Genomic DNA, 22,099 nt, shown 5'->3' on the forward strand with positions numbered 1-22,099 from the left:
TATATGCATTTGTCTTTCGCAAATAACGTTGAAGCTTTCGTTATTTGCTCAGCCATATGCAAGATTTCTTGCGATTTTAATTACCGCCGACTCTTGCAGTGTCACGGAAATTAGCTTCAAAGGCTGACATAAGAGCATCTTGGCCTGTTAGGCCACTTTCCTGTGCCTTTTTAATTGCGGATATCATACGTTTATAGTCCTTTGGAATAACCTTAACAAACTTTGATTGCGAGCTGCTCCAGCCATCCATTATGTTCTTGGCATGCTGGCTTCCGGTGTATTCTACATGCTTTTGTATCATTGTTTTAAGCTCAATGATGTCTTCGGTATCGGTAACAGGTTGAAGCTCAACCATTTCTTGGTTGCATCTCGTAGAGGCAAAATCACCGTCAACATCCAATACATAAGCTACTCCACCCGACATTCCGGCTGCAAAGTTACGTCCTGTTTGCCCAAGAACAACAACTCTTCCTCCGGTCATATATTCGCATCCGTGATCTCCTACGCCTTCTATAACAGCGTGGACTCCGCTGTTGCGAACACAGAAACGCTCGCCTGCTACGCCTCTTATATAGGCTTCTCCACTTGTAGCACCGTAGAATGCTACATTACCGATAATAATATTTTCTTCCGGTATAAAAGTTGATTCCTTTGGAGGATGAATAATCAGTTTGCCTCCGGATAGACCTTTACCAACATAGTCGTTGGAATCGCCTTCGAGTATCATGGTCATTCCCTTAGGAACAAAAGCCCCAAAGCTTTGACCGGCAGAACCCTTGAAATTAAGGGTTATTGTATCTTCAGGAAGACCGTTTCCACCGTATTTTTTTGTAACCTTACTTCCAACAATTGTTCCAACAACACGATTGATATTTTTGATGGGGACAGTGGCATTAACCTTTTCACCCTTTTCAAGAGCAGGTTTGCAAAGTTCTAAGAGAGCCTGTTTATCAAGGGATTTATCAATTTCATGATCCTGTGACACCTGGCAATAGCGTCCGTATTCTGCAGGAACCTCAGGTTGATAAAGTATTGCGGAATAATCAATGCCCTTTGCCTTCCAGTGATCTACTGCATTTGATAATTCAAGTTTGTCTGTTCTTCCAATCATTTCATTTATTGTTCTAAAGCCCAATTGAGCCATTATTTCACGCATTTCCTGTGCTATGAAAGTCATGAAGTTTACCAGATGCTGTGGATCTCCCGCAAATTTCTTCCTAAGCTCAGGATTTTGGGTTGCAACACCAACAGGACATGTATCCAGGTTGCAAACCCTCATCATAACGCAGCCCAAAACAACCAGCGGAGCAGTTGCAAATCCAAATTCTTCAGCACCTAAAAGGGCAGCTATAACAACATCACGGCCTGTCATGAGTTTACCGTCTGTTTCGACTGTTACCCTGCTTCTTAAGTTGTTAAGAAGCAATGTCTGATTGGCTTCAGCAAGTCCAAGCTCCCATGGAAGACCTGCGTGTCTTATGCTGGTTCTTGGGGAAGCTCCTGTACCGCCATCATAGCCGCTTATTAATATAACATCAGCACGGCCCTTTGCAACACCTGCTGCAATTGTTCCTACACCTACTTCTGAAACCAGCTTTACATTTATGCGAGCATCTTCGTTGGCATTTTTTAAATCATGAATAAGCTCAGCCAAATCTTCAATAGAATATATATCATGGTGGGGCGGAGGTGAAATAAGACCAACACCAGGGGTTGAGTGCCTTGTATGGGCAACCCATGGGTAAACCTTACGACCTGGAAGCTGACCGCCTTCTCCAGGTTTTGCACCTTGTGCCATCTTTATTTGAATTTCTTTTGCATTTACCAGATATTCACTTGTTACACCAAACCTTCCTGATGCAACTTGTTTTATGGCACTGCATTTGGAGTCTCCGTTTGCCATAGGCTTAAACCTTGAAACATCTTCTCCGCCTTCACCGGTATTGCTCTTGCCGCCTATTCTGTTCATGGCAATAGCCATTGCCTCGTGGGCTTCTTGGCTTATGGAACCATAAGACATGGCACCGGTCTTGAAGCGTCTGCAAATAGATTCCACTGATTCAACCTCATCTATAGGAATAGGACTGTTTGAAGGCTTAAATTCCATCAATCCCCTTAGAGTACAGAGTTTTTGGCTCTGATTGTTTATTAGCTTTGAATATTCTTTAAATGATGAATAATCCCCGCTTCGGCAAGCTTTCTGCAGTATATAAATTGTTTCAGGATTATACATGTGATACTCGCCATTTTTACGCCATTGATATTGGCCTTCGTTATCTAATACATCCTCGTCGATTGCACGTTCAGAGAAAGCTGTTGTATGACGGAGAGTTGATTCTGTTGCTATTTCGTCAAGGCCTATGCCTTCAATTCTTGAAGGAGTCCATGTAAAATAATCATCTATAACTTTCTTCTTAATACCGATTGATTCAAAAATTTGAGCCCCCTGATAGCTCTGGATGGTTGATATGCCCATTTTTGACAGTACTTTGACAACGCCCTTTGTTGAGGACTTAATATACTTTTTAACGGCTGTCTTATGATCTGTATCTGTTAACATACCCTGTCCAATCATATCATCAATTGTTTCAAATGCAAGGTAAGGATTTATTGCTGATGCACCATAACCCAATAATAAAGCAAAGTGATGGACTTCTCTAGGCTCACCTGACTCAAGAACTATGCTTAGCTGTGTTCTTGTGCATTGACGAATAAGGTGATGATGGAGTCCAGATACAGCCAAAAGTGCAGGTATAGGTGCTAAGTCTTGATTTACTCCTCTGTCTGAGAGTATAAGGATATTTGCCCCATCATTAAAGGCTTTGTCGGCCTCACCAAACAAAACATCCATAGCCTTCTTAAGGCCCTGGCCACCCTCGGAAGCCTTAAACAATATAGGAAGAGTAACTGCTTTAAACCCGGGTTCGCTGATATTACGCAGCTTTTCCAGCTCGTGATTGTCAATGACAGGGGTATTGAGCTTTAACTGATGGCAACTCTCAGGAGTAGGATCTACCAGATTGCCCTCAGACCCCATATATGTTTCAGTACCTGTAACAATTTCTTCACGAAGAGCGTCAATGGGTGGGTTTGTAACCTGTGCAAACAACTGCTTGAAGTAATTATATAGAAGCTGCGGTTTGTCTGACAATACAGCCAATGGAGTATCAATACCCATTGCTCCTATAGGCTCAACACCATCCTTTGCCATAGGCAGCAGAACTGAGCGAAGGTCTTCGTAGCTGTAGCCGAAGGCTTTCTGACGTAGTAACACTGTTTTGTGATCAGGTTCTATAACTGACTTAGGTTCTGGCAGATTTTCCAGTGTTATCAGGTTTTTGTCAAGCCACTCTCTGTATGGTTTTTCATTAACTATTTTTTCTTTCAATTCAGCATCGTTTATTATTTTGCCGGCTTCCATATCAATAAGGAGCATCCTTCCAGGATGGAGACGCTCCTTAGCAAGTACATTTTCCGGGGGAATTTCCAGAACGCCAACTTCGGAAGATAAAATTACCATATCATCTTTAGTTATATAATATCTTGCAGGTCTTAAGCCATTTCTATCCAGTACAGCACCTACCATTTTACCGTCAGTAAAGGAGATGGCAGCAGGACCGTCCCAAGGCTCAATAAGGCAGGAATGGTATTCATAAAAAGCTTTTTTCTTATCATCCATGCTTTCATTTTTTGACCATGGTTCAGGTATCATCATCATTACAGCATGGGGAATTGAGCGACCTGAAAGCGTAAGGAACTCCAGACAGTTGTCAAAGATTGCTGAGTCACTGCCGTCCTCATTAACTATAGGGAATATTTTAGAAATGTCATCACCGAATTTATCGGTTTTTACTACCGACTGTCTAGCATGCATCCAGTTGACGTTTCCTCTTAATGTATTTATTTCTCCGTTATGCATGATGTAACGGTTTGGGTGAGCTCTTTCCCAGCTAGGGAATGTATTTGTGCTGTAACGAGAGTGAACAAGAGCCATGGCAGTATCCACGCTGTCGTTGCTTAAATCTTTGTAAAACTCTCCAACCTGCTGTGCAGTAAGCATACCCTTATAAACAATAGTTCGGCAGGATAAGCTTGCCATATAGAAAAATTCGTTTTTGTCTTTTTCAGCGTATCTTATACTTTTTTCTGCAAGTTTTCTTATCACATAGAGCTTTCTTTCGAAGGCCAGGTCATCCTTCAAATCGGAGCTTTTACCTATAAAAACCTGACGTATAAAAGGCATACATGCTTTTGCAGAACTTCCTAAGGTAGAATCATCAGTTGGAACTGTTCTCCATCCTAACAGAGTCTGCCCTTCAGCCTTAATTATTTCTTCCATTTTCTTCTCGCACATATTACGCTGACTGGCATCAGGCGGCAGGAAAACCATACCGACACCATAACTGCCATAATCAGGCAGGTGTACGTTTGTTTTTAAGAGTTCGTTTTTTAAAAAGGTATGAGGTATCTGTATCAAAATACCAGCCCCGTCGCCAGTATTAGGTTCGGAACCTGAGCCACCACGATGTGTCAGGTTATTGAGTATAGTCAGAGCCTGACCAACAATTTTGTTGGATCTTTTGCCCTTAACATTTACTACAAATCCAATACCACAAGCATCTTTTTCATACAGAGGGTCATATAAACCCTGCTTTGGAGGTAAACCATTTTCTCTAATCATCCTAAAGCAACCTTTCTAAATTTATTAATATTGAAAATTTACTTTAATAAAATATAAAGTAAATAATAACATTACAAGAGTTATGAAATAGCCTTAATTATAATGATATTAAAGGTAATGTTGCTAATTCTGTCTTTTTGTCAAATTTGCAACTTTTGTATATCTGTATTGCAAATAAAACTATCGGTTAATTCATTATAGCACGTAAATTTGGCGGGTACAATAGTTTTGATACAAAAACGGACGTAATTTATGAAAGTGGATTGATGTGCTCTTGCAAAAAAACTTATAAGAGTTGAATAGAGAGTATAACCTGCTGTATTTACTTTGGTAAATAATTATAGTATTATTAAATTGCTCATATAATTGCGATTTAGCTACTATTTTAGGTATAATTGGGTAAATATTTTGAATAATTGACAATTTAATTTTTATCAAGGTGATATATGAAAAAAATTGGTACTCTTCTAAAATTATCAATATGTATTGTGTTTATTATATATTTAAATTCAATATGTGCTCATAGTGCGGGATTTCCGTATATGCCGGAGCTTGGAGGAGCACGTATTACTTCATGCCCTATTGATGAAGGAACGGCAAGAAACTGTTTTGATGGAGATATAAATACACTTGCACTTACAGCAAAGGTCAATCCGGCCTGGGTCCAGATTGAGTTTCCTCAAAAAGTTGAAATAAGTAGTGCTAAGGTATCATTAGGCCAGCCAGGCTATTATGATACGGTTTTTTATTGGTGGCTTGAGTGTGCAGACAGTCAGGTTGATTTGGATAACAAAACCGATTCTTATAGACTGGCGGTGTCAAAAAAGAATACTACAATTGATGCCATTTGGGATGAAATGGAGTTAATGTCGCCTCTTACAAGAAAGATATGGAAGTTCACCATACAGAAATCCAGAGGAGATGATTTCATACCGATACCTGAATTGCAATTATGGTCTTACTATCAGGGAATAAAATTGGATATGATGAGTTTTGTAAAATCAGATTCCATAAAAGTTCAAGCGGATAATTCTATAAATAATAATGTAGATAGCACTTTAGATGAGAATCCAGCTACATATTTTAAAGGTAACAACCCGTCTAATATTATTGTTGATATGGGGAATTTATCGGTTATCATAAATAGAATAAGGTTTTTTGTTGGAAAGGAGAGAGGGGTTGAGGAGACGGACAGGCTTGTTTTGGAAGCTGCCGATTCTATCGGAGACCTAAACACAAAATCAGGTACTTATAAGCTGGTGTACGGAAAAGGAAGAGATCTTGGATTTGAAAATTGGGAGGACATTATCCTATCCATTCCGATAAAGCAAAGATATTGGAGATTTTACACCAAGAGAGTAGACTCCAAGCAGTCTCCCAATATTTCTGAGATTGAGTTTTGGGCAGACCAGAGATATTGTGATTATCCGCCTGCGGCACCTTCCCATCTTAAGGTAACTGAGAGAAAAGAAAATTATGCAGTTCTGGAATGGTCAAGCACAAAGGATGCTACTGGAAGTGTACTTTATAATGTTTATAGAAATAACAAGCTTATTAATACCACATCGGCTTGCAAGTTTAAAGATACGGGGTTAAAGCCTCAAGATTCCTATACATATCACATAAAAGCATATAACATAATAAGAAAGCTTTCGGAACAGAGTCCTATTGCAGATGCACTGCCTGTTGCAGTTCAATCAGCCGTAATATCTCCTACAGATATTCCGACCAATATGCCAACCAATATGGAGATCGGTGTAGTACCTTCTAAGGAAGTGATTGAAGACCCGGTTGAAGCTACAGGAAGAAGCAGTGTTATGAGTACCGAAGATGCTAAACCAACTGTTAAAGTACCGGGAGAAGATGTTGAAACCCATATGGCAAGCAATACTGGCACTGGCGGTATCAGTTTAAAAACAAAAATAGTGCTTTCTGTTTTTGTTATAACCATTGCATTTCTAGCGTGGCTTATAATGGCCGCTATAAAAATGAAAAAGAAGATTCGGATTAACCAGAAAAAGCGTGAAGCTGAGCTTGATACAATAAAACAACTCCTCATGGAAGAAAAGACTGAGCATGTAATTGATTTGTTGGATAAAAAAGACAAAAGGTAGGGGTAAAAACAATAAGACCGGTCGATTAGCCGGTCTTAAAAGTAATCAAAACTTTCTAGTCATCAAATATCATATCTCGTATAAACTTAACCTTTATCTTCTTGCTTTTAAGTTCTTTGGCAAGAAGCAAATAGTCCACGTTTTCAGGGTTGCCTATGAACTCCTTCAATTCTTCGTTTTTTATGTGATCCAAAGGTCCTTTTTTACGATCATCATAAATACGATAAGGTTCACTGAGCTGTGCTCTCCTTAAATCATCGGAGTTATTCCTGCGATAAAAGAATGATCTGTCAACACCGATATAGTTAGCTAAAATATCAACCAATATAGGGGAAGGATTTTCGTCATTTCCCTTTTCAATGTCCTCGTAAATTGAAGGGTCTATTTTCCTATTGGTTTTTGAGAAAATATCATCGGTAATATCCTTGTATGACTTACTACCTCTGATCATTTTAAGGTTTGAACCCTCAAACTTTATGCTAGTATCCTTCTTAATATAGCCGATCTCTTTTAACAGTTCTTCCAGAGTCATATTTAAGGCACGTGCTATCTTATCCAATGACTCTACGGTAGGAACAATCTCCTTGCCTGTTCTTGGATCTGTTTCTTCGAGATTTTTGATGTAGGTATGGCTCAGGCCGCATTTTTCTGAGAATTCTCTAAGTGAGAAACCGGCACTTTGCCTTCTGGTTTTAATCAAATTACTTAAATGACCCATGTAATCACTCCAGAAATTATTAATTGTCACAATTGACAAAATCGCAAGGGATCTTGTACTGTTTTGGTAAATCAAATTATATTATACAAAAAGAAATTAAAATAGCAAATAGTATTTTCAAATTTTACATTCATTATGGACGCATAAATCTATTTACTTAAATCAAGCTGTAAACATAGCTATATTTATATTATAGTATTGTAAAGTCGGGTTAACAATAGTTCTTTTTAAAAAAAGCCAAAAAAATATCAAATTTTAATAAAAAATATTAATTTTATTAGAAATATTATTTTTTCATTATAGAGATATTGTGTTAAAATTGTTTGGAAGTATATTAAAATCTATTTATGCAAAACATAAAGTCGGAGGATAAAATGAAAAAAGTTATATTGGTAAGAGTTGGGGAAATAATTTTAAAGGGCTTAAACAGGCCAGCTTTTGAAGAAAAGCTTGTAAACAATATAAAAAAATCAATTGGAAGCTTAGGTAAAATAGCGGTTATAAGATCCCAAGCCAGAATATATGTTGAGCCTCTGGAAGATGAATATAACTATGGTGAAGCTATAGATAGACTTACCAAGGTATTTGGAATTGTTTCAGTAAGTCCGGTACTAAAGATTGAATCGGACTTTGATGTTATTAAAGAGCGTTCCCTTGAAATGGTAAGAGACCTTCTGGAGAAAAAAGGCTATAGTTCCTTTAAGGTAGAAGCAAAGAGGGGGAATAAAAAGTTTCCAATGCAGTCACCTGAAATCAGCAGAGAGCTTGGTGGCCATATTTGGGAAAATAATCAGCATTTAAGGGTTGATGTAAATAATCCTGATTTCATTTTTTATATTGAGGTTCGGGAATTTACATACATATATTCAGAGATAATTCCTGCTAATGGAGGTATGCCTATAGGTACAAACGGTAAGGCAATGCTGCTGCTTTCTGGAGGGATCGACAGCCCCGTTGCAGGTTGGATGATTGCAAAGCGAGGCGTCGAGATAGAAGCGGTCCATTTTTACAGCTATCCGTATACCAGCGAGAGGGCTAAGGATAAGGTAATTGAGCTGGCAAAAATATTGGCTTCATACTGTGGGCAAATAAAGCTCCATGTCGTACCTTTTACCGATATACAGCTGGAAATAAATGGTAAATGCCCTGAGGATGAGTTGACTATAATTATGAGAAGAGTCATGATGGAGATTGCTGAAAAAATAGCACAGTCAACCGGTGCCATGGCATTGATTACAGGTGAAAGCGTTGGGCAGGTAGCAAGTCAGACTATCCAGAGTCTTGCTGTTACGAACATCGTTGTGGACATGCCTGTGTTCAGACCTTTAATTGGAATGGATAAGAATGAAGTAATTGATAGAGCAAGGAAGATTGGGACTTTTGAGACATCTATACTTCCTTATGAAGATTGTTGTACGGTATTTGTAGCAAAACATCCGAAGACTAAACCAAAACTGGAAAAAATATTAAAGTCGGAAGAGCTTTTAAATATAGAAGATTTGATTAAAAAAGCTATAGGAAATACAGAAATAATCAGAATTACAGTATAAATGGTATTAATATGAATATTTATAATAAGGAGGTTTAATAAAAACAGGATATGGAGAATGCTGAAAAATAATTGGAATAGAAAAAAAGTTATTTTATTGATTGTTTCTACTATAACAGTATGTATTTTCATATTTTCGGCAGTTGTTCTGAAAGACAGGAGAATACACTCGGGTATTTCCATTGAGGGGATTGATGTATCACGCCTTGATTACAATACTGCCCACCAACGTTTAGAGGTAGCTGTAGATAAAATGAATCCGACTAAAAAGGTAGTGTTGGCATTTGGTGACAATGTATGGGAATATGGATTTGCAGATATTGGTATAAGTTATATGATTAAAGGTGCAATTGAAGAAGCGTACAGTATCGGAAGAAAAGGAAATATCTTCAGCAGGTTATATAGCATAGTGAAAACCAGGTTTAAAAAAGAGCAGATTTTTTTACGTGTTAGCTATGACAAAAGTGCAATGATTAACATTTTGGGGAATATCAAAAAAGAGGTCGACAGACAGGAAAAGAATGCAGTTGTTAAGTTTGAGAATGGGGAAATTACAATTCTAAAGCATGAAATGGGTAAAAAGCTTGATTTAAATAAAAATTTGGATGTCTGGGCTTCCAATCTTGAACAAAAAAACTTTACATCTATTGATCTGATTGTCGAGGAGGTGGAACCTCAAGTATGGGAAACCGATATAAATGACATTAAAGATGTTATGGGAAGTTTTTCTACTAGATTTAATCCCGAGGATGCTAACAGAAGCTACAATATAAAACTTGCATGCAGTAAAATAAATGATATACTGTTAATGCCCGGTCAGGATTTTTCCATGAATGAGTCCTTAGGCCCTAGAACAACTGCAAATGGATATAAAGAGGCACCTGTTATTTTTAAGAATGAACTTGTAAAGGGTACTGGCGGCGGAGTATGTCAGGTAACGACTACGCTTTACAATGCAGTTTTACTTTCCAAGCTTAAGGTATTGGAAAGGGTCCATCATTCTATGCCATTAGGTTATATTGATATGGGTCGGGATGCCACAATAGCGGAAAATTATATAGATTTTAGATTCAGGAACAGTAACGACTATCCAATTGCTTTGTTTTCCAGGGTGCAAGGAAATGAACTTAAGGTTTTCATCCTTGGAAAGAATAAGGAAAAGGGCAAGAGAGTGGTGTTAAAATCTCAAGTTGTAGAGAAATATGAACCACAGGGTGAAGAAGTGGAATACTCTGATGAAATGTTTGTAAATGAGCGTGAAATAATTCGTCAGCCCAAGAGCGGCTATAAGGTGTTGCTTTACAGGGAAACCTACGGGGCAGATGGGGAGCTTATAAATAGAGAAAAAATATCTGAGGATGTATATGCTCCTGTTAAAGCCAAGGTTAAAGTAGGCAAAATTGCTGTGCGTGAAGAATATGGACCGTTTGATGAGTTCGGTATATTCGGTAAACTATACTAAAGAGATATTTTAAAGTTAGGGTGGGAAAAATGGATATAGGAAAAATACCAAACAGTATATTAAAGGAAATTGTATTGGGTAAATTAAATAATAATAGAAAAGAAATACTCTTGAGGCCTGGAATAGGGGAAGATTGCTGTGCAGTTGATTTTGGGGAATACGCCTGTGTTCTTACAACTGACCCTATAACAGGAGCCGTAAATCAGGTGGGAAACATAGCTGTAAATGTTGCGTGCAATGATATTGCATCATCTGGAGCTGAACCCCTAGGACTTCTCATAACATTACTTGCACCTCCAAGAACTACTGAGAAAGATATAGAAACAATAATGACATCAATTTGCGATACTGCAACTGTGCTCAATGTGGATATTATAGGCGGACATACTGAAATTACTGCAGCTGTAAACCAGGTTGTAATTATTAGTACTGCAGTTGCTAAAATACTTAAGGATAAGCTGGTAACAACATCAGGTGCTAAACCGGGTGATGATATTGTAATGACTAAGTCGGCAGGTATCGAAGGAACGGCTATAATTGCATCGGATTATGAGAAACTCCTTCGTGAAAGAATGTCAAAGGATAAAATTGATAAAGCGAAGGATTTTGTCAAAAGAATAAGTGTTGTTAAGGAAGGTGTAATTGCAGGAAGATTCGGGGTTAATTCCATGCATGATGTCACTGAGGGTGGTATATTGGGAGCACTTTGGGAGATTGGTGAGGCGTCGCGTGTCGGTATGGAAGTTTATGAAGAGATGATACCTGTTGAGGATGAAACTTCTCTAATTTGTAATATTCTTAATATTAATCCTCTTAAGCTTATTTCAAGTGGAAGTTTACTTATTACGTGTGCTGATGGGTTAGCACTTATCGGTGAATTAAATAAAAATGGGGTTAATGCGGCACTAATAGGCAAGGTAACTCATGGGACAAATCGGGTGTTATATGGGCGGAACGGAATTGAGATTATTGATGAACCAGAAACCGATGAATTGTTTAAAATTATTTAATATTATTTAGAAAAAATTTATATTTAAAAAGATATATCATGAAATCAAAAGAATTATCATACAAAAGTGGTTGTAAAATTTTAAATACTTATTTATAATAAATATATAACAAGTTACAAGATTCCTTTAAACAGCAGGTTATGAGATTGGATGTAAAATAATAATTATGTAATTTTATCATTTATTGAAGCATAAAATAAAAATATAAAAGCAGTAAAGATATTCAGGTACATAATAACAGGATGGAAGATCCTCGGCGGTTAAAAAGGAACATACCCAAACGATTAGACTTGGTTAGCACCTGAAAGGTGATTTCCAAAATAGTAACAATATTCATAAAAAGGTTGATTGTTTAAAATTTTTATGTAATAATAATCTACATATTATAAAGATAAATCAATGCAGTTCTAATTAATAATATTTGCTAAAAGTATATAATGCTCCTGCTAAATATTTTCTAAATGTATAAGTATGGCTTATTCTTATGAATTTGCTAATTTAAATTGTATTAACAGCTATTTTTTATTGTAAATAAAGCAATTGTTAATAGGTTTTAATATAAATGCCTTATTGTCACAAGTGTAATTTAAATAAATTAGTTTAATAACAATTTGAATATTTGATTTATATTTTTAGGGAAATAGTAAACTTGCTAGGAGTTAATGACTAGAATGCTTTCTAGCCAGTCTGAGTTGGTTTCCATTAATAGGGTTTAGAATAAATCAATATTGCAAGTGCTGATATTTACTATATACTTACTATTTTGTGAGTAATATAAAAGCTGTAGGTTCTGTGGAAGCAATGTTTCATTTAATAGATTATTAGTGATTATTTGGGGAGGTCTGACATGATTGATAAGAGCAAAATGAGTGTCGATGAGATTCTCTTGGAAAAAGGCCTTTTGAATATTGAACAGCTTAAAAAAGTCTGGGGTATTCAGAGAGAAACAGGTAAAAAAATTGAAGATATACTTCTAGAGCTCCAATTAGTCACTCAAAGTGATTTGGTAAATGCTAGTGCATCAATGATGGAAATGGAATTTGTAGATCTTTCAAAATTTGATTTCAGCGATTACAGCATCCCTACTCTCATTGGTGAAAATATGGCATCTAGATATTGCATGATACCTATTGAAAGAAACGGTGATACCCTTATTGTTGCGATGAAAGATCCTACGGATATATTTGCTACGGATGATGTTAGGCTTACAACGGGCCTTGATATTAAGCCTGTTTTTGCAGACGCAAAACATATAGAAAATCTTATTTCTAAAATATTTGCTAAAAGTGTAAATAATAATATCAGCCAGGATGATAATCAAGCAAATGATACTCAACAGGATTTGGCGAACATTTCTTATGAGAAGACAAATGCTGAGACAGCTGCTTCTCAAATACCGAACAATCATGATTACGACGGTTTTATGCAGTATCAAAATAGTTTTATGACAGATGAAAAAATAGAATATAATTTTGATGATGACATGGATTTGAATAATCCTTCATTTGATAATAATACAAGTAATGAAGTTCAGGCAGCATCCGATTTTAAGTTAGAAAGTGAAATTGAAGATACAAGTTCCATATCAGATGTAAAATATGATAATGGCAGTTCTGATAAAATAGAAGATTCCGGTTCCGGAATGATTTCAAATGAACCGTCTTTTTCTCCGGATAGTCAGTTCAAGGTTGGAAATACCGGATCCATGTTTATAAATGATGAAAGTGAATATAAGCCATCGCTATTTAAAGAGAGACTCGGCAAACAGCTTGTTAGAGCTGGTGTTATCACTCAAGGGCAGCTTGATAGTGCCTTGGATATTCAAACAAGAACAGGGAAGAGACTTGGGGAAATACTTGCAAAAGAAGGTTACATAAAGAAGAAAGTATTGTACGAATTCCTAGAAAAGCAGATGGGGATTCCTCATGTAGACTTGGAAAATGCTAATATACCAGGCAATATTGTTTCTGCAGTAGATGAAAACATTGCAAGGAGACATAAATTAGTTCCCATTGAAAAGGAAAATAACACTTTAAAGGTTGCAATGAGCGACCCAATGAACATATTCTCAGTTGATGATCTTAGACTTGCTACAGGTATGGAAATAATACCCCTTCTAGCAGATGAAGATCAGATTGTTACGATTTTAAACAATCATTATGAAAAAGTATCAAAAGTAGTGGCAGCTGCAGCTAAAAAGGAAGATCCCAAAGAGCAGCAAAAAGTTGCCATTGATTTGGAAGAAGAGATAAAAAAGGTAAATGAAGAAATAAACGTAGAAATAAACGAAGAAGCAAAGGAAGAAGATGACATCATTGAAATAAGTGATGTAGACAATGCACCAATTGTGCGTATGGTTAATATCGTGTTTAATAAAGCTGTTGCAAGCCATGCCAGTGATATACATATAGAGCCTTATGAGGATTGTGTTATGATAAGGTTCAGGGTTGACGGTCAGCTTATAGAGATCATGAAATACGATAAAAAGGTTCTCCCGTCCCTTGTTGCCAGGATAAAAATCATTAGCGGCCTCAACATTGCGGAAAAACGTGTTCCCCAGGACGGTAGAATTTCAATGAAAATAGATAATTCTGCATATGACATGCGTGTATCTGTACTCCCCACCATGTTTGGTGAAAAGATAGTTATAAGAATTGCAGATAAAGAGGGATTCAACGTATCTAAAAAAGATCTCGGATTTTTTGAAGATGACTTGGAGAAGTTCGACAGCATTTTATCCCATCCGCATGGTGTTGTACTTGTTACAGGACCTACTGGAAGTGGTAAATCCACTACATTATATACCGCATTAAAGGAGCTGTGCAAACCGAATGTTAACATAATGACTGTAGAGGACCCGGTGGAATCAACCGTTAGAGGTGTTAATCAGGTTCAGGTTAATGTTAAAGCAGGTCTTACTTTTGCAGCAGCTTTAAGATCTTTCTTAAGACAGGACCCGGACATTATTATGGTTGGAGAGATTCGTGATGGCGAAACAGCCGAAATTGCAATTAGAGCAGCTATAACAGGCCATCTTGTTTTAAGCACACTACATACCAATGATGCACCTAGTACTGTAACAAGACTGATAGATATGGGAATAGAGCCGTTCCTTGCATCATCTTCTGTTGTAGGTATCATAGCACAGAGACTTGTCAGAAGATTATGTCCTAAATGCAAGGAGGAGTGCACTCCTACATTAGCTGAAAAGCATGCTTTGGAAGTAGATGAAAATGAAGAAGTAAAGATTTATAACAAAAAGGGATGCCCAAATTGCAATAACACAGGTTATAGAGGCAGAATTGCGATATATGAAATAATGACGATAAGTAATGAGATAAGAGATCTTATTGCAAAGAATGTAACATCCGATACAATTAAAGCTGCAGCTATTAAAAATGGTATGAAAACATTGAGGGCTAACTGTGCAAGGCTTGTTATATCAGGAGTTACAACAGTGGAAGAAATGTTCCGTGTTACTTATTCTAAAGAGTAGAATGTGAGGATGAAAAGATGAATCTGAATTATTTGCTACAGCAGACAGTTATAAATAATGCATCTGACCTTCACTTATGTACCGGAGTATCACCGGTTATAAGAATACATGGGGATCTTATATATTTAAATGAGCCTGTATTGACGGCTCAAGACTGCGAAAGAATGGCTAAGCAATGCCTTTCAAGTGATTTGTTTAACAATCTGGTTGAGACAGGAGAGGTTGATGCATCATATTCTCTTCCTGGTATAGCAAGATTCAGAATAAATATATTCAGGCAAAGAGGAAGTTATGCAATAGCAGCGAGAACAATTCCTACTGAAATACCTAAAATTGAAGACCTGGGTTTGCCTGAAATAACTGCCGAGCTGGCGATGAAGCAAAGAGGTCTGGTCCTTCTGACAGGGCCTACAGGAAGCGGTAAGTCTACTACACTTGCAGCAATGATAGATTATATCAATAATAGGAAAAAATGTCACATTATTACAATAGAGGATCCCATAGAGTTTTTACATAAACATAACAGAAGTATTATCAACCAAAGAGAAATCGGCGGTGATACAAAGACTTATTCAAATGCCATGAGGGCTGTATTAAGAGAAGACCCTGACGTAATACTCATAGGAGAGATGCGTGACCAAGAAACAATATCTACAGCACTTACTGCAGCAGAAACAGGTCACCTTGTACTGTCAACATTACATACGGTAGGCTCTGCAAAAACAATTGACAGAATTATTGACGTATTTCCTCCATATCAGCAGTCTCAGGTAAGAAGCCAGCTTTCAACTGTTCTTATGGGAATTATTTCACAGCAGCTCATAAAAAGAGCTGATGGAAGAGGAAGATTATTAGCAACTGAAGTCATGATATGGACACCAGCAATAGCCAATCTGATACGTGAGTCCCGTACTCCGCAGATTAATACCTGTATACATACAGGTTCCCAGTTTGGAATGCACTCAATGGACTCATGTGTTGCAAACCTTTATAGATCAAAGCTGATAGACTTTGAAAGTGCTTGTCAATATGCACTTGATATAGATAATTTGAAAAAACTGCTCTCTACATAATTATTTCGAATTTGGTGGGTTTAGATGGCTTTTTAAGATAAATCATGATATAATATAAGTTACTATGATATAATTTTAGTTATAGCATATAGTATTAATACCAAAGCTCTTCTAAATCTGATTTTTATAATGAGGTGCATAAGATGGCATTGCAATTTTTCTCAAGTGATTTTATGACCATTGACATAGGGTTCCGGTACATAAAAATAATTCAGCTCAGAAAAAAGAAAAATAATGATTTAATTGTAATCAACTATGGTATAGGAGATACCCCAAAGGGGTGTATTAAGAATGGGGCAATTAAAGATAAGGCAAGAGTTGTTTCTGAGATTAAGAGAGTCATTGATGAGCATGATCTAAGTGCTAAAGAAGCTAAGATAGTTGTATCAGGTACAAATATTATTACCAGAATAATAATGGTTGATAAGGTTGAAGAAAAGGAAGTTGACAAAAAGGTATGGTCTGAAATTCACAATTTTCTTCCGATAAATTTTGATGAGCACCGTGTGGGTTATAAGTTGCTGGACATTGTTAATGACGGCGGCAAGGAGAAAATGAGAGTATTTGTAACAGCTGTAGCTAAAAATATAATAAACAGTTACATAGAGATACTAAAGGAGCTTAAGTTGAAGCCGGTCTCAGTTGATATTCCGGCGAACAGCATATCGAAATTTTTCCAAAAGGATATAGAGTTTAAAGAAACTGATATATTATCAAGAAAACAGAGGTTTCCAAAGACATCTACCAATACAGTGGCGGTTATTGATTTAGGATCGGAAACCACAATAGTGAATATTCTTAAAAACAAAATTCCCGAATTTAATAGGGTTGTGCTCTTAGGTAGCAGTAATATAGATCAGGTTATTATGGAACAACTCACTTTAGACAGTCGTGATACTGAAAAGGCAGAAAGATACAAAAAGATGTATGGAATGGTAGCTTACAGAGATCCAAATAACGATCTTGAATGGCAGTGTAGTGAATGTTCCAAAAAAGTAATCGGTGAAATAACAAAGAATATAAAAATGTGCTTTAATTTTTACATAGATAGATGCGGTGGAGAACAAATAAGCAAGATATTTCTCGTAGGAGGCGGTTCAAAGCTTAAAGGAATAAGGGAGTATTTTGAAGAAGCCTTCGGCGTACCTACTTATCCAATAAACTATGTTGATGTCAGAGGAATTGAATTTGCACCGGAGCTAAACATTGAAAAGATAAATTACCTTATAAACGCCATAGGTATAGCATTATAAATAAGAAATCAGTTTGGGGGTTCAATAAATGCCGTTATATACTTATCGGGTCAAAAATGAATCAGGTAAGATTTTCACAGGTGAGGCCAAGGTTGAAAGAGAGTCAGACCTTTCCGCAATGCTTATTGAAAGAGGCTACTCAGTAGTCGAGATCAAGGAAAAAAACGCTTTTACAGATATATCGCAGATAAAGATATTTCAAAAGAGAGTTACAATAAAGGATTTATCGATTTTTTCAAGACAGTTTGCTATTATACTTGAAGCAGGGATACCAATAGCAGCATGTTTGGATATCTTAAAGGAGCAAACAACCAACCCTACATTAAAGAGGGTTATAACAGATATAGGTGATGATATAAAAAAGGGTATTTCGCTGTCGGCTTCAATGAAAAAACAAACCGACATATTTCCCGGATTATTTGTAACAATGGTAGAAGCCGGTGAAGTCAGCGGTCAGTTGGACAAGGTTTTTAACAGGCTGGCGGAGCAGATGGAAAAGCAGTACAAGTTAAATCAAAAAATAAAGAGTGCAATGACTTATCCTATCATAGTGGTTTCAATAGCAGTAATAGTTGTAATAATCCTTATGGCATTCGTTGTTCCTTCCTTCACATCAGCATTAGGTGATTTTGGTGTTGAGATGCCTATATTTACTAAGATACTAATCGCTGTAAGCGGTTTCTTCAAGATGTTTTGGTGGGCGGTATTTCTTGCAATTGGAGGCACAGTCTTCTTTTTAAGATCATATTCAAAAACCAAAAACGGAAAAAGGTTTTTTGGAAGTCTCGCAATAAGGCTTCCAGTAATAAAGATTGTTGTTAAGAATACAATAACTGCCAGATTCACAAGAACACTAGGTACCCTAATAGCAAGTGGGGTAATGCTTATACAGTCGATGGAAGTTGTACAGAATGTTATAGGTAATGCAGCAATTTCGGAAGCATTTGACGAAGTTATTTCTGAAATAAAGAAGGGAAGAGGTCTTAGCCAGCCTCTTGCGTCAATGAAGTTTTTCCCGCCCATGGTCATGTCTATGATTAAAGTAGGGGAAGAATCGGGAGATCTGGATTTTTCATTAAATAAATGTGCTGATTTCTATGACGAAGAGGTTGAAGTTTCATTGAAAATGATGACTGATTTTATCAACCCAGCTATTATAATGGTGTTGGCAGTGCTAGTTGGATTTATAGTATTAAGTGTTCTGTATCCAATGCTTTCTATATATCAGAACATCGAATAAAAAAGGGATCAAATAAAGTGTCCATAAATAAACCAAAATGAAGGGGGGTGGACGATAAACAATGCTTAATGGTTTATCGGAAGGGCAAAGTAAAAAAATTAATCCAACAAAAATCAGAGGGGGAAAAGTTATGAAAAAAATGTTAAAGAGTAAAAAAGGTTTTTCATTAATCGAGTTATTGATAGTTGTTGCTATACTGGCAATCCTTGCTGCAATCAGTATAAACTTATTTGGTGGTGTTTTAAACAAACAGAAGGATAAATCAGATCAGGGTGCTGCAAGTTATTTACAGACTGCTATTCAGACTTACATAGCTGAAACTGATGATTCAGATTTGAGCGGAATAGGTGGTGAGTCAGCAGGATTCGATGCTATTGTTACAGCATTAGCAGATACAATAGATTATGATGCAGATGGTGATGGTACAGCTGAAACCTATGGTCCTTATTTAAATGCGGATAAAGCAAAGCTAAGTGCAAAAGGTGCTTTCTTAAATGTAAAAGTTGATTCAGCTAATCAGGTTGTTACTGTTACAGTTGATAAAACAATAGTTAGTAATGCTATAGATGTTACTCCATAATAAAAATATAAATAATTATCACCCTGGTTATACCAGGGTGATAATTTAAAAAGGTGATATAATATGAACTTGAGGTTTATTTTAAAAAACAAAAAGGGCATTTCACTTATTGAGGTTTTGCTTTATGTTGCCTTGCTGGGGATGGTTCTCCCTATGGTATCTACCATGTTGATGCATGGTTTTGACTCGTATAAGTCAAACTATAGGTTTATAGAACAGGAAAATATGATATCCAATGTGACTCATCTAATTAGGAAAGATATTGAAAGTGCAAAGACGATAATCTTTAATCCAGATGGAAAGGAGATTACTTTGAAATTTTCAGGAAAAAGCGATAAGACTTGGAAATTTGACAGTACTGACAGCACCATAAAGGTCGGAAGTACAATTGTTGCAAGGAATATTGATGTATCAAAATCTAGTTTTGATAAACAAATTGATAGTTTAAGTTACACTGAAACCCATACCGGGGCAAAGGTTTTTGATAAAGGTTATATTTTGTTGACCATCAAGCCCGTTGAGACCAATAAAAAAATTAAAAACAGGAATTTTACAAAACCGATAATTACAGAGTTTTCTGTTAGATATAAAGAAATACAATAGAATTGTAAGGGGGAAATAGTGTGAAGGATATAAATTTGTTACCTGATGACATTAGAACACCACAGGAACCGGTGAAATCAGAAAAATCTGGAGTTTCTACTGTAAAGGTTGTTACTCTTGTCATAGCAGTTTTAGCTTTGGTTGGGGTTTCCCTTGTTTTGCCTAAAGTATATATAATAATGCAAAATACAAGGCTGGATATTATTAATAACAATATTGACAGCAATAAGTTTGACGAAGTTAAAGCAGTCAACTCTGACATTGTAAAGATAAAGGCTGAAATCAGCAAAAAAAATGGAATTGTTATTGATATAGACAATAAGAATATTATGGTGGGACAAATAGTTAATTATATTAGTAACTCTCTTACAAAGGGATGTACTCTAGATGCCATAAAATTTGGTGATGAAAATCTTATAATCGAAGGAACTACAATTGATCCGATGAGTGCAACTGAATTTATTTCATATATATCAAGAGTTGATTATTTAAGAGTTGCAGACTCAACAATTGAACTAAAAGATGGAAAATACCAATTCAAATATACTTTTGATATTGCAAGAAAGGAAGGAAAGTAATATGAATATTGGCAAAAAGGAGATAAAACTTCTTGTAATATTAGGGGTAATACTATATGGGTTTGTATTTTATTTGGTTTTCGTAAACAATTATATACCTGAAATTAATGTTGTTAATGCCAAACTTTCAGAAGCAAAAGAGAAAGAGAGTGCTTTGGAAAAGGATCTGGAGAATATAGATCAAAAGAAAAGTGAACTTAAGACAAAAAACGTGGTAAGTGAAAGAATAGGTAATTATGTGCCGAATAGTAGTGATATGTACGATCCTATTACCTATATGATAAAACTTCAAAAACTTGTGGGTAACAAATTAACTGATGTTAAGATTAATCAACCTGAGGAAGTTTTAGTACCTACCAAGGATAGTGACAATAAGCCAACCAGTAATGTTGAGCAAGTAAAGTCGGAAGTTGATAATACTGGGCTTGGAAATGAAGTGACTGCACCGGCAAATGCTAAAAAAGGAACAAAATATTATTCTATTGCAATAGATTTCAAAGCAAAACTTGCATATAATGAAATTTTGGAATTGCTTTCATATATAGAAGGTGGATCAAGGAGAATAAAAATATCTCAATTTAAAGTAGAATCTAAAAAGGAAAGTAAAAATGCTTCAAGCCCTCCGAAAGCGACGCCTGTTCCAAACCAAACTGCAGGTACTGTTCTTAATGATGTCGAAGTAACAATTAAGTTATATACACAGGATATTGAGGAAGCTAATAAGCTATTTAACTCAAGTAAAAACAGATACAACAAATATGACGAAAGCTCAGGCCTGATATTTACCATATCATCTAATACTGGAACGACAAATAATAATAGTACTGCTGTTAGAAATAATAACAGCAGTACTTCTTCACAAAATAATAAAGTTGTAGAGCCAGATTTCATATTGGAAGAGACTGGTTATTTTACTGCTGGAGAGAACTTTCTTGTTAGAGGTATAGATAAATATAACGATTTTTTCAGGTATAAAACTGCCGGCAGAACAGATGTACAGCTTACTTTGACTGAAAATAAATATACAATGATAATTACCTATGCTGTCGGAAAGAGTAAAACCATTTCAGGAAGTATACCTAATAGAGATTTAAATGCAGATCTGAAAGTGGATGTTGGTGATATAAAAGAAAATGAAAGAATACGAGTTAATTACAAAATAACAAATAATTCTTCTAATAAGCTTCACTTGAATGTTTTTGATCCGGGAGGACGAATAAAGGTACTAGATAGATCAGGTAATGTTGTTAAAGGTAAAAGTGAAAGAGAAAAAGTAAGCATAAATTAAGGGTGATAAGTTATGGGGAAACTAACAAGAAGCAAAAAGGGTTTTACAATAGTGGAGTTGATTATATCTGTAACACTACTGGCAATTATTACAGTTCCTCTAATGGCTGGGTTTGCAAATATTGCTTTGATAAATAAACTTACGAGAAACCAAATAGAGATAAATGCTGTTGCAAGGCAAGTTCAGCAGGAAGTAATAGATATTGTAAAAAAAGGCGGAGCAGCTGAGGATGTAAATGGTAATAGTGTGAATATAAAAAATACGGATGTTAGTAATATTAAAGTTGGGCAGGCAAGTACTGAAAATGCAATTTTTAAGTACGATGTAGACTATATAGCTCCAACTTCTAGTGGTGTAAATGAATATATTATAACTTTATATAAAAAAAAGGGAACGGATTTTAAAGTAGTACAGAGATTCAAGGTATACGTATCGATATGAGTTAATTGCTTAT

At 36.1% G+C, this 22,099-nt stretch carries 15 protein-coding genes; 13 read left to right on the plus strand and 2 right to left on the minus strand.

The annotated features are described in order from the left end of the window. Nucleotides 1–76 precede the first annotated feature (76 nt). Nucleotides 77–4,681, minus strand: a complete 4,605-nt coding sequence (gltB, locus tag VIO64_RS22395) for a glutamate synthase large subunit (RefSeq protein WP_331921972.1) — start codon at nt 4,679–4,681, stop codon at nt 77–79. Between the two features lie 542 nt (nt 4,682–5,223). Between gltB and VIO64_RS22400 the strand changes: the two genes are divergently transcribed. Beyond that, a complete protein-coding gene (locus VIO64_RS22400) occupies nt 5,224–6,795 on the plus strand; it encodes a fibronectin type III domain-containing protein (protein ID WP_331921973.1) in 1,572 nt (523 codons plus the stop codon). A gap of 55 nt (nt 6,796–6,850) precedes the next feature. Here the strand turns inward: VIO64_RS22400 and VIO64_RS22405 are convergent, their stop codons facing one another. After that, on the minus strand, nt 6,851–7,513 hold the full coding sequence (locus VIO64_RS22405; protein ID WP_331921974.1) for a helix-turn-helix transcriptional regulator: 663 nt from the start codon (nt 7,511–7,513) through the stop codon (nt 6,851–6,853). A gap of 374 nt (nt 7,514–7,887) precedes the next feature. On the opposite strand from VIO64_RS22405, the gene thiI reads away from it, so the two are divergent. From thiI to VIO64_RS22465, 12 genes are all read left to right on the plus strand, one after another. Further along, entirely contained in the window at nt 7,888–9,063 is a 1,176-nt protein-coding gene (thiI, locus tag VIO64_RS22410) for a tRNA uracil 4-sulfurtransferase ThiI (RefSeq protein WP_331921975.1), read from the plus strand. Between the two features lie 57 nt (nt 9,064–9,120). Then, nucleotides 9,121–10,524, plus strand: a complete 1,404-nt coding sequence (locus VIO64_RS22415; protein ID WP_331921976.1) for a VanW family protein — start codon at nt 9,121–9,123, stop codon at nt 10,522–10,524. 29 nt (nt 10,525–10,553) lie between these two features. Next, nucleotides 10,554–11,534 carry an AIR synthase family protein gene (locus VIO64_RS22420; RefSeq protein WP_331921977.1) on the plus strand — a complete coding sequence of 327 codons (981 nt, stop codon included), beginning with the start codon at nt 10,554–10,556 and terminating at the stop codon, nt 11,532–11,534. A gap of 847 nt (nt 11,535–12,381) precedes the next feature. Next, nucleotides 12,382–15,030 carry an ATPase, T2SS/T4P/T4SS family gene (locus VIO64_RS22425; RefSeq protein WP_331921978.1) on the plus strand — a complete coding sequence of 883 codons (2,649 nt, stop codon included), beginning with the start codon at nt 12,382–12,384 and terminating at the stop codon, nt 15,028–15,030. A 17-nt stretch (nt 15,031–15,047) separates the two neighbouring features. Then, nucleotides 15,048–16,103 carry a type IV pilus twitching motility protein PilT gene (locus VIO64_RS22430; protein ID WP_331921979.1) on the plus strand — a complete coding sequence of 352 codons (1,056 nt, stop codon included), beginning with the start codon at nt 15,048–15,050 and terminating at the stop codon, nt 16,101–16,103. A gap of 143 nt (nt 16,104–16,246) precedes the next feature. Next, entirely contained in the window at nt 16,247–17,356 is a 1,110-nt protein-coding gene (gene pilM, locus VIO64_RS22435; protein WP_331921980.1) for a type IV pilus assembly protein PilM, read from the plus strand. Between the two features lie 28 nt (nt 17,357–17,384). Beyond that, a complete protein-coding gene (locus tag VIO64_RS22440; protein ID WP_331921981.1) occupies nt 17,385–18,596 on the plus strand; it encodes a type II secretion system F family protein in 1,212 nt (403 codons plus the stop codon). Between the two features lie 130 nt (nt 18,597–18,726). After that, the gene (locus VIO64_RS22445; protein WP_331921982.1) at nt 18,727–19,176 is read left to right on the plus strand and encodes a type II secretion system protein; all 450 of its coding nucleotides are present in this window, start codon (nt 18,727–18,729) and stop codon (nt 19,174–19,176) included. A 63-nt stretch (nt 19,177–19,239) separates the two neighbouring features. Beyond that, nucleotides 19,240–19,779, plus strand: coding sequence for a hypothetical protein (locus VIO64_RS22450; RefSeq protein ID WP_331921983.1), 540 nt, complete (start codon nt 19,240–19,242; stop codon nt 19,777–19,779). Nucleotides 19,780–19,799: 20 nt separating this feature from the next. After that, the gene (locus VIO64_RS22455) at nt 19,800–20,357 is read left to right on the plus strand and encodes a hypothetical protein (RefSeq protein WP_331921984.1); all 558 of its coding nucleotides are present in this window, start codon (nt 19,800–19,802) and stop codon (nt 20,355–20,357) included. A gap of 1 nt (nt 20,358) precedes the next feature. After that, on the plus strand, nt 20,359–21,645 hold the full coding sequence (locus VIO64_RS22460) for a hypothetical protein (protein WP_331921985.1): 1,287 nt from the start codon (nt 20,359–20,361) through the stop codon (nt 21,643–21,645). A gap of 12 nt (nt 21,646–21,657) precedes the next feature. Next, on the plus strand, nt 21,658–22,086 hold the full coding sequence (locus tag VIO64_RS22465) for a type II secretion system protein (RefSeq protein ID WP_331921986.1): 429 nt from the start codon (nt 21,658–21,660) through the stop codon (nt 22,084–22,086). Nucleotides 22,087–22,099 lie beyond the last annotated feature (13 nt).

It is taken from the genome of Pseudobacteroides sp. (genome assembly GCF_036567765.1).
In the GTDB taxonomy this organism is placed as follows: Bacteria; Bacillota; Clostridia; order Acetivibrionales; family DSM-2933; genus Pseudobacteroides.